This window comes from Colwellia asteriadis (genome assembly GCF_039523295.1).
GTDB classification, from domain to species: Bacteria; Pseudomonadota; Gammaproteobacteria; order Enterobacterales; family Alteromonadaceae; genus Colwellia; species Colwellia asteriadis.
On record NZ_BAAAFA010000001.1, the window covers coordinates 230,035 to 243,106 of the forward strand.

Below are 13,072 nucleotides of genomic sequence, written 5' to 3' on the forward strand. Positions count from 1 at the left end.
TATTTGCTGAATACGCAATTAATACAATACGACGCCACACTAATGCTGACTATTATCGTACAGTATATGCCACTCAACTTCACTAACGGGCATAATAGAAAGGCGATGACCTTTTTTCACTAAACCAATATCATTAATACCAGCGAGAGATTTTATTTTTTGTAATGACAATATTTCGCTAAACTTTTCTTTTAGCTGAATATCAACCATAACCCAACGTGGATTGTCTGGACTTGATTTAGGATCAAAGTATTTAGACTCAGGATCGAATTGGCTATGATCCGGGTAGCTTTCTTTAACAACTTCGGCAATGCCAGCTATACCAAGCTGCTTACAGCTCGAGTGGTAAAAAAACACTTGTTCACCAAGCTTAACCTCATCACGGAGGAAATTACGCGCCTGATAATTACGAATACCGTCCCAATGTTCCTGTTGGTTTGGTTTTGCGGCTAGATCATCAATGCTAAAAGCATCGGGCTCTGATTTGAATAACCAGTATTTCATAAGGTTTACTCAATATAGAATGATTGAGAGAGGAAAAATAGAGTTAAGTTTAGCCAACATTGAACAGCAAACATTGAATAAACCTAACTTAATCTGACTACATAATAATTTAGCTGATAAATAGATGTTACCCTAGGCTAAATGCAGAAGAATTATTTCTCAGCAGCAACGACTGAAATTTCAACCAATAGTGCATCACGCGCCATTTTAGCGGCAACACAAGCACGTGCTGGCGCATGCCCTTCAGGTATCCATGCATCCCAAACAGCATTCATATCAGCAAAGTAGCTCATATCTTTAACATAAATAGTGGCTGATAAGATATGTTCTCTATCACTCCCTGCTTGTATTAATAAATCATCAACTTTATCAAGCATGGTTTGGGTTTGCTCAGTAATACCTTTAGTTGCATCTGCTGCCACTTGACCACATAAATAAATAGTCCCATTATGTTTCACGATACGGCTCATACGCTGTTTAGTTTCTTGTCTTTCGATAGACATTAATTACTTCTCCAATAAATCAATAAATTTTTGCGATTGCTCTATAGCAACGTTCATATCTTTAATTAGCACACTAACATTTTTTTCAATTGATACCATTTCGCCTTGCAGTGCACCTACAGCTTTAGCATTAAGGTTGTGCTTTAGAAACAAGCTATTATCTTTTAACGCTGACAATACTGGCGCCATTTTGCTTTCTGCTTTTCGCATCGATTTAATTAAAGTATTGTAGCGGCGTTCGGTTTCTTTCAGTTTTGAGGCACTTTGACGTTTTAAGCTACTACTCGATATTTGATCTATTTCTTCTTGCCATTCATCAAATAGAGCGTGTGAAACATCTTCTATTTTTTCTATGCGTGAGCTAACACGCTCTGCTGCTTCCGCCGACTTTTCATATTGCTCCTGAGTGATACTGTATTGCTCTTCCAGTTGGCCGCCATCAAAGTTTATCAACGCAGTCATTTCTTCTAACGCTGATTTAAACTGTGCCTGAGCCTCTTCTTGTGACTCTTTAGCTGCTTCAACACGGTCAACCATAATATCACGCTTGTGAATTCCAACTTTCTCCATTGCAGAATAATAAGCGCTAGAGCAACCCGCCAGTGATAAAACGGTAAACATAATGCACAATGTTTGACTCAATTTTTTCATAATTTACTCCCTCGAATACCATAAAACCTGATACTGATAATATACAGTGTTACTAATAGATAGGTAACACTTCTGTATAATACGTATATACTCGCCACCATTCAAAGTATTGGTTAAATTATATCTAACCATTATGGATGAATATCAATGTTACTTAAGTTAACCGTAAATATAATCACATAGCCAAAGACGTCAATAACAACAAAGGGGCGCAAAATGCTATTGCGTCCAGAATAAGTGCTAAAGATGAATCTATATTAGCTTGCTCTTGTGCAGTTCTTTCGTTAACCCATGTTGAAAAGAATGTATTCATAACTATCTCCATTTGTTACTTATGTAATTTGTTTAGATGTAACTTGTTTAAGTGAAACGACTATAAACATTCAAATGGTAGGTTTGTTAGGTAATGTGCTTAACGGCTAAGAAAAATGATGAGCGGTTAGTATAGGTAATTACTGTGAGCTTTAAGCTGACTCTATCAACGTGTAAAAGCTAAAAAGATCACTAAATAGTGAGCTTTTTAGCATAGTTAACTTACTCGCTATTTTTTATTTAAAGCAGCGAGTTCTTTTTTAGCTAAGAAGTTATCCATTTTTGAGCGTAATAACTTGTACAATAAAATAGAGCCGTCAATTTCTTCTTTACGGTTAGTTAAACTTTCAATATTAAGCCCTAATGGTAAATCGTAAGGTAATACTGCATCTAAAATTTGCTGTAAACTATTCACACAAATACGAATAGATTCATACAAGGGTTTCTCTGCATTTAAAATGCGTAAGCTAGTTGCTTCAGGTACGTTCACCCCTAACCAATCGATAAACTCTAAGGTTTTTTCGCTACCACAAGGTGAAAAAGTTAAAATTAATCGTTGTGGTTTAAGCCCTTGCTTTTGGCATTCAATGGCGTAGCGCGTTAGTAAGTCTATTGTCGCCTGAGGATCATAAATGGCTTGTGAAATGAAAAAACTACACCCTTGTTTATGCTTAGCAATTAAACGCTCATGCTCATCTTTTTTACTAGCATGACGCTCAGCAATGGTTACTCCACCAATAAAAAATTCATTAGGATTGTTAACTAAGGTTTTATAAGCGCCAGCTAACGATAATGAAATTTCATTCTTTTTTGACGGGCTGCCAACTAATACAACATCTTTTACGCCATATTCATCCCAAGCTTCATTGGCCCAGTTATTAAAGTCTTCGCTGTTCGATTGCACTACGCTTTTATACGTGATTACTGGTCGATGAGACTTTTTATTGAGTAAAGAAGAGTAAAGGCGCGCATCGTGAGTAGACTTAAACGGAAAAGGTCGAGGCTTACTAATACGTGAATTTTCATCTTGAATGTCATAAACAATCAAACCATCAAAGTCGATATCGCTTACACGCTCAAGTAATTTATCCGCAATGTCAGCGACTTTATCAAGTGGCGTATCACTTTTAGGCGGTGTAGTGCCAATAAAGTAAACACCTCGGTTAATATCGTTATATCTAGCTTTAAGCTCTGATTGTGTAGTCAAAATGCTCTTCTTTAATTTTCTTTAGACGTTTAGATGGCTATATAATCATGCAAATAGTTTATTTTGTCAACCATTGATATTTTATAAGTTATATTCGTCTACTTAACCTGCGCTCATACATCAAGCTCAGGTTACTTAATATTGCTATGCTTGAGCATTGAGTAGTTATGCCCAAGTATTATTATGCTCGATAAAATATTCACTAATATATTTATAACCGCCCATAAAAAAGCCCAGTATTTATGATTTAAATACTGGGCTTTCAAGTAAGTAACCTTATAGCAATGCCGCTATCGATTACTGCCATGTTAATACGGAGCAATTAGCCCTTAAACAAAAGACTAGCGATGATTGTCCAAACACCAAGACATAAACCAACCAAACCTACTTTACCTTGCATTGGTGCAAGTTTAGCAAGTAACTCTTCGCCTTTTTTAGCGCCTTCTTCTGAATTAGATAATACGTACTTATTGATAAGATTGTAGCCTAGCATAAAGCCTAAAATAGCTTGAACGACACTACTTGCTAACCAAGTAATCCACCAAATAGGAGCACTCGTTAATAAACCGAAGTTAACTACGGCAGCAATAATTCCCCATAAACCCCAAAAACAAAATACAACGCCAATCCAACCTTGATAAGGCGCTATTTTTGCTAGCACATCTTTTGCGTCTGGTCTTTTCGACAGAATTAAAGAAGGCACCGCTAATAGGCTCAGTAAGATTAAAGCAATCCCGTAAATCATAATTTTTTCCTTTTAATTATCAATAAGAAGCTGATTGTATGAGTTCATAACAAACTAATCAATTAAAAAATAAGCTATAAACGTATAATAAAAAACCTCACCACTTTACAGTAATGAGGTTTTATAACTAGGCATAATATTTAACGATTAAAGCGTGCTAAATTATTCCCACTCAATTGTTGCTGGTGGCTTGCCTGAAATGTCATACACAACACGCGAAATACCATCAATTTCATTAATAATACGGTTAGAGACTAACCCTAAGAAATCATATGGTAAGTGTGCCCAATGCGCCGTCATGAAGTCAATGGTTTCAACAGCACGTAAGCTAACAACCCAATCATATTTACGTGCATCGCCCATTACGCCAACAGAGCGAACCGGTAAAAATACGGTAAAGGCTTGGCTTACTTTATTATATAAGTCATGCTTGTGTAGCTCTTCAATGAAAATAGCATCGGCGCGACGTAATAAGTCAGCGTATTCTTTTTTCACTTCACCTAAAATACGTACACCTAAACCAGGACCTGGGAACGGGTGACGGTAAAGCATGTCGTATGGTAAACCTAGCTCTAAACCAATTTTACGTACTTCATCTTTAAATAACTCACGTAATGGCTCAACTAAACCTAACTTCATGTAATCAGGTAAACCACCAACGTTATGGTGAGACTTAATTACGTGTGCTTTACCGGTAGCAGAAGCAGCAGATTCGATCACATCTGGGTAAATAGTGCCTTGTGCTAACCATTTTGCGTTTTCTAATTTGTTAGACTCTTCTTCAAATACGTCAACAAACACGTTACCAATAATTTTACGTTTAGCTTCTGGTTCATTCTCGCCAGCTAAACGATCAAGAAAGCGCTCTTCGGCATCAATCTTAATGATGTTTAAACCAAAATGATTACCAAACATATCCATAACTTGTTGACCTTCGTTTAAACGAAGTAAACCGTTATCAACAAATACACAGGTTAATTTATCGCCAATTGCGCGATGTAAAAGCATCGCAACAACAGATGAGTCAACACCACCAGAAAGCCCTAGAATAACCTCATCATCGCCTACTTGCTCTTTCATTTTGGCAATGGCGTCATCAATAATTGAGGCAGGTGTCCATAACTTTTCACACTGACAAATTTCTACAACAAAGTTTTCTAAAATACGTAAACCTTGTTTAGTGTGTGTTACTTCAGGGTGGAATTGCACACCGTAAAATTGCTTGTCTTCATTAGCCATAGCCGCATAAGCACAGCTAGGTGTTTGTGCAACAGTTACAAAACCTTCAGGAATAGCCGATACTTTATCGCCATGGCTCATCCAAACATCTAGTAATGCATTGCCATTGACGCCAATACTGTCTTCAACATTATGAAATAATGCTGATTGTGCAATTAATTCAACCGCAGCGTAGCCAAACTCTTTATGCTCAGAGCTTTGTACACCACCGCCAAGCTGCTCAGCCATGGTTTGCATGCCGTAACAAATACCTAAAACAGGTACACCAGCGTTATAAACATACTCTGGAGCGCGTGGAGAGTTAGCTTCAGTCACTGACTCTGGACCACCAGCAAGAATAATACCTGTTGGGTTAAACGCTTTAATTTGCTCTTCAGTTACATCCCAAGACCAAAGTTCACAATATACGCCAATTTCACGTACACGGCGTGCAATAAGCTGGGTGTACTGTGAACCAAAATCTAATATCAGTATGCGGTGATCATGAATGTCTTTCGTGGTACTTGTCGTCATGAGTTTTGTTCCTATTATCTTCAAAGTTTCTTCAAAATGAAGTATTTACTAATTTTCTAAAATGAACAGGCTGAGCATCTCTATTTATAGATAGTGCTCAGCCTGTTTGAAGTTTTTTTGCTAAACTTATTCAATGTTAAGAATAATTTAGCTCCAAGCTAGTTAACATTAGCGCAAAGAAGGTGCTCGGAGTTGACCTTAGTCAATGAGTACATCCTATGCCGCTATTGTGCTAAATAGCGTGGAAAAAAATTATTCGATTAACCTAAACGGTAGTTAGGTGCTTCTTTCGTAATAGCGACATCATGTACATGCGACTCGCCCATACCCGCAGAAGTAATTTTCATAAACTCAGGTTTAGTTCGCATCACTTCAATGTTTTCACTACCAGTCAAGCCCATTGATGAGCGTAATCCGCCCATTTGCTGATGAATAATAGCAGCAACTGGACCTTTATATGCTACGCGACCTTCAATGCCTTCAGGGACTAATTTATCGGCTTCACCATCAGTCTTTTGGAAGTAACGATCGCTAGAGCCATCTTTTTGTGCCATTGCACCTAAAGAGCCCATGCCACGATAGGATTTGTAGTAACGACCTTGGTAAAGCTCAACCTCACCAGGAGACTCTTCAGTACCCGCTAACATGCTACCAACCATAACGCAGTGTGCGCCAGCAACGAGTGCTTTAGCAATATCGCCAGAAAAACGAATACCGCCATCAGCGATAACAGGAATACCTGTACCTTTAAGTGCTTCAACAGCATTAGAAATAGCCGTTAATTGTGGTACACCTACGCCCGTCACAATACGAGTGGTACAAATAGAGCCAGGGCCGATACCTACTTTTACCGCATCTACACCAACATCAGCCAATGCTTTAGCGCCAGCACCAGTAGCAACGTTGCCCGCAACAATTTGTAAATCTGGATATTTATCACGTGTTTCTTTAACACGATCAATAACACCTTGTGAATGACCATGAGAAGTATCAATTAATAAGACATCAACGCCAGCAGCAACTAAGGCATCAATACGCTCATCGGTACCAGCACCAACGCCAACAGCAGCACCAACACGTAAACGACCTAACTCATCTTTACATGCATTTGGTTTGCTTTCTGCTTTTTGATAGTCTTTCGCGGTAATTAAACCCACTAATTGAAAAGCGTCATTAACCACTAAGATTTTTTCAATACGGTTTTCATGCATTAAACCTAAAATCTCTTCACGTGGAGCACCTGATTTTACCGTGACTAGGTTTTCTTTAGGCGTCATTAATGCTGAAACAGTTTTACTTAAATCTGTTTCAAAGCGCAAATCACGACTAGTAATAATACCGACTAGGTTGTTGTTATCATCAACGACAGGGAAACCAGAAAAACCTAAATCATCGGCTTTATGCATCACTTGCTCAAGCGTAAAATTAAGGTTTACGGTAACCGGATGTGAAACCACACCGCTCTCATATTTTTTAACTTTAGCAACATTTTGCGCTTGCTCGGCAATAGTCATGTTTTTGTGGATAAAGCCTAAACCGCCTTCTTGCGCTAAAGTAATAGCCAAGCGTGCTTCGGTTACTGTGTCCATAGACGCAGAAACCATAGGTACATTTAAATTAATTTTACGCGTTAATTTTGTTTTTAAATCAGCGGTATGTGGAAGTACTTTTGAGTGGGCAGGTACCAGTAGTACATCATCAAAAGTTAGTGCTTCTTGGGCAATTCTTAGCATCGCAACGTCTCTCTAAAAAGGTTGGTTAGGGAGGGAATATTGCGGCAGAATTTTAACCGTTTTCTTGTTTTAGGTAAACCTCTTTTTGCAAAAACAGGTGATAAAAACCAACAAATAATGAAAATAAATTGAAAGTCACGCCTAATCAATAAATAATGGCGTTTTCCGATGTCTACTAACCTTTTCCTCAAACGATATTAAGCCAATTTTTCATGAGCCAACAGCACATATTAAAAGTCAGCGAATTAACTAAAAAAGTTCGCTTTATTCTTGAAAGCGAGCTTAATACCGTTTGGCTCACGGGTGAAATATCTAACTTCATCGCAGCCAGCTCAGGTCACTGGTACTTGTCATTAAAAGATAGTAAGTCGCAAGTAAAGTGCGCCATGTTTAAAGGCAGCAATAGTCGCGTTCGATTAAACACCGGCAAACCAAGTAATGGTCAGCAAGTATTAGTACGCGCAAAAGTATCACTTTACGAGCCTCGCGGTGACTTTCAATTAATTATTGAACACATGGAAGATGCTGGCGCAGGTTTATTACGTCAGCAATTTGAGCAATTAAAAAACCAATTAAATGCACAAGGGCTATTTGATGCCTTTCATAAAAAACCTATTCCTGAGCACATTACCACTTTAGGCCTTGTGACCTCCCCAACAGGTGCTGCGGTTAAAGATATCATTAGTGTTTTAAAACGCAGGAACCCAACCATTAACATCATTATTTACCCCGCTTTAGTACAAGGTGAATATGCTCAAGGTGATATTTGTCATGCAATTGCTATGGCCAATATGCGTAATGAATGTGATGTACTTATTGTGGGTCGTGGCGGTGGTTCATTAGAAGATTTATGGCCATTTAATGAAGAAAGCGTTGTTCGCAGTATTTATAACAGTAAGCTTCCTATTATTAGTGCCGTTGGACATGAAATAGATACCACCTTGAGTGATTACGTTGCTGATTTGCGAGCGCCAACTCCCTCGGCGGCGGCAGAGCTAGTATCAAGTGATAATTCAGCACAGTTAAATAACATTAGCCTATTAAAACAGCGCCTAATAAGAGCTCATCAAGCGCAATTAACAAAGCGCTACGACCGCAGTAATTATTTACAACACCGCCTTAATCAAGTTCACCCAGAACAGCAATTACAATTACAGCAGCAAAAAGCCGATGAGTTAGCCATACGCTTGAAGCAGGTAATAAAACGTACGCTGCTTGAAAATAAACATAAACCGACTCAATTACAGCAACGTTTGTTACAAAGCTCACCTTTAAAAACAATTGAACGCCACCAAGACATTATACAGCAAAGTACCCAACGATTAATTCATAGCCAGCAACTTCACCTGCAACATAAAAGCGAAACCTTTGTGCATCTCATTGAGCAATTACAATTAGTGAGCCCTCTAGCGACCATTGCCAGGGGTTATAGTGTTACTCGTGACAATAAAAATAGTGTTGTTAGTAGGGTGACACAAGTTACAGTTGGCGATGAACTTAGCATTCAATTAAGTGATGGTGTTATTGCCGCAAAAGCGACTCGTTTAAACATAAAAGAATGAATAATACCTCAAGGTTAATGCTAGACTTATTTTGAATAAGCCCCTGTTAACCACCTAAAAGTAAAAGTTCCGATTCTTTTTCCTCTAATTAAAAAAGTTAGCACTCGCAATAACTCAACAATTTGCTAAGATAAGAACAGTCTTATAACGCTTTATTGTATTAGTATTTCATGCGATTTAATTACCAAATAATTGTTATAATCACCGCGCTGCTTTTCGTACTCTCTTCAAGTTTAACGTTAATTAACTACTTCGCTTCAATAAACTCAACGACCAAGCACCTTAAAGAAAGTGCTTTACCACTAACCGTTGACAACATTTACACTGAAATACAAAAGAACATTATTGAACCAAGCCTTATCGCATCAATGATGTCTAGTGATACCTTCATGAAAGACTGGCTAACCCATGAAGAAGACGATATTGAACAGGTCACTCGCTTCCTCGATACCATTCAAAACAAATATAAAATGTATACCACCTTTTTAGTATCCGAAAAAAGTCAGCATTATTACACCGCAAGTGGCGTTTTAGATAAACTATCCGCTGATAAAGCGCATAATCAATGGTATTTCAAGTTTAAGAACAGCAGTAAAAGCCATGAAATTAATATTGATTACAACGAGAATATAGGTGATTCGTTGATCATGTTTATTAATTACAAGATTTTTGATGATGAATATCACATGATAGGCGCCACAGGTATTGGGTTAAAAACCTCATATATTAACGAGATGTTAAAATATTTCAGGCTGCAATATAACTTCAATGTTTATTTAATCGATGAACAAGGAGAAGTTGTAGTTTCTGAAAGGTCCGTTAATAATTTAGCTAACATAAGTGATATCTCAGCATTAAAATCACAGTTATCAAACATCATAAATAAAAATAACCTGCTACTAGAATATAACCAAAACAATAATGACTATTTATTAAATGCCAAATACATTCCTGAATTAGATTTATACCTTATCGTTGAAGCGAAAGTAGATAACTTTACTGCAAGCGTAAAAGAAACCTTCTATTTAAATGTATGTATATCATTAATAATCACGCTATTAATTGCTGTGATTATTATCTTTTACGTGCGTAGCATACATAACAAACTCAATACTCTCGCCAATACAGATCCGTTGACCGAGCTCGCCAACAGACGCACTTTTTATAATATACTAGAACATAGCTTGTTATTAACATTAAGAAATAACACACCGCTTTCAACCTTATTTATTGATATTGATAACTTCAAAACTATTAACGACACCTTAGGCCATGATATTGGTGATAAAACCCTCAAGAGTTTAGCTGGCATACTCACATCAAGTATACGAAAAAGTGATACAGTTGCCCGCTGGGGCGGCGAAGAGTTTATTATTTTACTCGAAGATACCGACTTAGCGCATGCAAATCTAATAGCGGAGCAACTACGTTCAGCAGTAGAAAAAAACGTAGCTTTAAAGGAAATAACGAATAAAGGCGTCACTATCAGCATCGGGGTAACAACAGCAAATGAAAATGATACTGTTGAGTCTTTATTTAAACGAATCGATAATGCGCTTTATACCGCCAAAAATAACGGTAAAAACTGTATTGCGGTAGAGTCAGAATAGGTAATTTAATAACAATATAGATGAAGGTAGTTAATCTTGACCTTGGCTTTCGGTCTAACTAAAGCACTGACTTATAAACACAAACTCAATGTTCCCTCAACCTGAATTTTTTATGGTAATAAGGCGAATTTAACGCAGTTAGCTTTCAACCGTTATGACTTGTAATAACAAATCGGAAACTTGTGAAGCACTCTCTTCAGCAAATTTAACACCAAAAGACAAACCTTCCACTTGCTGTTTAACATTACAAATAATAGCTTGTAACTTAATATTACTAACACCATCTTCTCCCTCAATAATAATCTCAATGGCTTTATTTTCAGTTAGCATTAGTTTATCGCCATTCACAATACTTAACTGCCCACCAGCCACAGACAAATTAAGAATAGTGGTTTGCCAATAAGCCTGATCTATTTTGACTTTAGCGGTGATCTGAGTGTCGATACGAACAGAAGAACGCAAGTTTTGCACCATAACTGAACGTGGAAAGTCTAATACCATAATACGAGATGGCATTTGCAGTGTTTGCTTAATAGTACTGACAAAAGCAACAACTACACCTTCATGACCTTCAATTAAGCCTCTAACAGTAATACCTGCACCTTGGTTAAGGTATTGCGAGAAACGGCCTAATTTAGTGAGTTCCGGAAACTGTATTAAAATATATTGCTTAGGCAAGTAGCCAATAAAGGTTGTTCTGAACTTACCCTTCTGCCCCGCCGGCGTAGTGATATCAATCGTCACGGTTGAGCCAGCATGTAATAAAGCTAAGTTTTGGCTTAACCTTTTAGCGGTGTCTATTTGAGTTGCGGCTTCAGCCATAAGTTAATGATATAAAAAAGGTCAGTATAACTTACCTTAGCCAAAGCTTTAGCTAATTGCAATATTGCTATTAAATGTTGATAAACAATTAATTAACTTAGGCTCTATACAGCTTACTCGCAAAGCTTTATGCAAAAAGCGACCAAAAGGTCGCTTTAATCATTCATAGGCAGAATGGGGATTAATCTTTCTTATAACCTTGCGTAGCACGCGCAAGTTTCTTTTGCTCAGTAAAAGTAAGCTTCTTCTTACCTGCAAATGGGTTTACGGTATCTTTAAATTGGATACGAATAGGTGTTCCCATCATTTTTAATGACTTGCGGTAATAATTCATTAAATAGCGTTTATAAGACATCGGCAGCTTTTTAGCTAAGTTACCATGAATGATAATAATTGGTGGATTATAACCACCAGCATGGGCGTATTTAAGCTTAATGCGGCGGCCATTATGCATAGGCGGCTGATGATCAAACGCTGCCATATCAAGTATTTTAGTTACCATTGCTGTTGAAATACGTTTTGTTGCAGAAACAAAAGCTTCTTCAACTGACTCATATAAATGACCAACACCGGTACCATGTAATGCTGAAATAAAGTGAATACGCGCAAAGTCAATAAAACCTAAGCGACGATCTAACTCTGTTTTAATACGATCTTTTTCATGCTCTTCCAAACCGTCCCATTTATTAACCGCTAATACTAACGAGCGCCCAGCCTCAAGAATGAAGCCGAGTAAGCTTAAATCTTGATCGCTAATCCCCTCTTGCGCATCAATAATCAGTAAACAAACGTTAGCATCTTCAATTGCACGTAGTGTTTTAATGACAGAATACTTTTCAACAACATCGGTGACATTTTTACGACGACGAATACCTGCCGTATCAATCAATGTATATTCACGACCGTTACGCTCCATCGGAATATAAACACTGTCACGAGTTGTACCTGGCATATCATAGACAACCACACGTTCCTCACCTAAAATACGGTTGGTTAACGTAGATTTCCCGACATTAGGTCGACCAATAATGGCAAGCTTGATTTTATCATTTTCTTGTGGCTCAGCTGCAAGTTTTTTAGCTAATTGCTCTTCAGTTAGCTCAACCTCAAACTCTTCTTCAAACTCATCACCTTCAGCTTTTTCTACTTTAGGCTGACCAAGCGCTTCAATATGTGGCGTTAACGCAATCGTTAATAATTGTGTTACACCGCGACCATGTGCCGCGGCAATTTGATGAACATGCTCACCTAAACCAAGTGAATAAAACTCAGCAACAGCTGAATCACCATGAATACCATCAATTTTATTAGCAACCAAAAATACTTTTTTATCTTGCTTACGTAAATACTCGGCAATACCGTGATCAGCCGAAGTTAAACCATCACGTGCATCTACCAAAAAGAGCACAGCATCAGCTTCTTCAATGGCCATCAATGACTGTTCTGCCATCAATAAATCAATACCTTGCTCATCACCATTAATACCACCAGTATCAATAACAATGAAAGGGTGCTCTTCAACTTCAGCTTGGCCATATTGGCGATCGCGAGTTAAACCAGGATAATCAGCAACTAGCGCATCACGACTACGTGTTAAGCGGTTAAATAGTGTTGATTTTCCAACATTAGGACGGCCAACTAAGGCGACAACAGGAAGCATGGAAACCTCTA

At 37.8% G+C, this 13,072-nt stretch carries 12 protein-coding genes; 2 read left to right on the forward strand and 10 right to left on the reverse strand.

The genetic code is table 11. The features are described 5' to 3' along the window. Nucleotides 1–39 precede the first annotated feature (39 nt). The 8 genes from ABD005_RS00940 to guaB all read right to left on the reverse strand — a co-directional run bounded on the left by ABD005_RS00940 (nt 40) and on the right by guaB (nt 7,407). Complete coding sequence (locus ABD005_RS00940; RefSeq protein WP_343813850.1) at nt 40–504, reverse strand: EVE domain-containing protein; 465 nt, start codon at nt 502–504, stop codon at nt 40–42. A gap of 152 nt (nt 505–656) precedes the next feature. Then, nucleotides 657–1,007 (reverse strand): RidA family protein, encoded by a 351-nt coding sequence (locus ABD005_RS00945; RefSeq protein ID WP_343813853.1) that lies wholly within the window; start codon nt 1,005–1,007, stop codon nt 657–659. Nucleotides 1,008–1,010: 3 nt separating this feature from the next. Further along, nucleotides 1,011–1,658, reverse strand: a complete 648-nt coding sequence (locus tag ABD005_RS00950) for a DUF2959 domain-containing protein (protein WP_215979663.1) — start codon at nt 1,656–1,658, stop codon at nt 1,011–1,013. Between the two features lie 175 nt (nt 1,659–1,833). Further along, complete coding sequence (locus ABD005_RS00955; protein WP_215979664.1) at nt 1,834–1,971, reverse strand: hypothetical protein; 138 nt, start codon at nt 1,969–1,971, stop codon at nt 1,834–1,836. Nucleotides 1,972–2,199: 228 nt separating this feature from the next. Continuing rightward, nucleotides 2,200–3,177, reverse strand: coding sequence for a methylenetetrahydrofolate reductase (locus ABD005_RS00960; protein ID WP_343813859.1), 978 nt, complete (start codon nt 3,175–3,177; stop codon nt 2,200–2,202). Nucleotides 3,178–3,499: 322 nt separating this feature from the next. Then, complete coding sequence (locus ABD005_RS00965) at nt 3,500–3,922, reverse strand: hypothetical protein (RefSeq protein WP_343813862.1); 423 nt, start codon at nt 3,920–3,922, stop codon at nt 3,500–3,502. Nucleotides 3,923–4,084: 162 nt separating this feature from the next. Continuing rightward, the gene (guaA, locus tag ABD005_RS00970) at nt 4,085–5,674 is read right to left on the reverse strand and encodes a glutamine-hydrolyzing GMP synthase (RefSeq protein ID WP_343813865.1); all 1,590 of its coding nucleotides are present in this window, start codon (nt 5,672–5,674) and stop codon (nt 4,085–4,087) included. A 260-nt stretch (nt 5,675–5,934) separates the two neighbouring features. Then, complete coding sequence (gene guaB / locus ABD005_RS00975) at nt 5,935–7,407, reverse strand: IMP dehydrogenase (protein WP_215979668.1); 1,473 nt, start codon at nt 7,405–7,407, stop codon at nt 5,935–5,937. A 212-nt stretch (nt 7,408–7,619) separates the two neighbouring features. On the opposite strand from guaB, the gene xseA reads away from it, so the two are divergent. Beyond that, nucleotides 7,620–8,969, forward strand: coding sequence for an exodeoxyribonuclease VII large subunit (xseA, locus tag ABD005_RS00980; RefSeq protein WP_343813869.1), 1,350 nt, complete (start codon nt 7,620–7,622; stop codon nt 8,967–8,969). A gap of 170 nt (nt 8,970–9,139) precedes the next feature. Continuing rightward, complete coding sequence (locus ABD005_RS00985) at nt 9,140–10,579, forward strand: sensor domain-containing diguanylate cyclase (RefSeq protein WP_343813872.1); 1,440 nt, start codon at nt 9,140–9,142, stop codon at nt 10,577–10,579. Between the two features lie 138 nt (nt 10,580–10,717). Here ABD005_RS00985 and ABD005_RS00990 read toward each other — a convergent pair whose 3' ends face one another. Next, complete coding sequence (locus tag ABD005_RS00990; protein WP_215979671.1) at nt 10,718–11,401, reverse strand: PilZ domain-containing protein; 684 nt, start codon at nt 11,399–11,401, stop codon at nt 10,718–10,720. Between the two features lie 181 nt (nt 11,402–11,582). After that, nucleotides 11,583–13,061 carry a ribosome biogenesis GTPase Der gene (gene der / locus ABD005_RS00995; protein WP_215979672.1) on the reverse strand — a complete coding sequence of 493 codons (1,479 nt, stop codon included), beginning with the start codon at nt 13,059–13,061 and terminating at the stop codon, nt 11,583–11,585. Nucleotides 13,062–13,072: the final 11 nt, after the last annotated feature.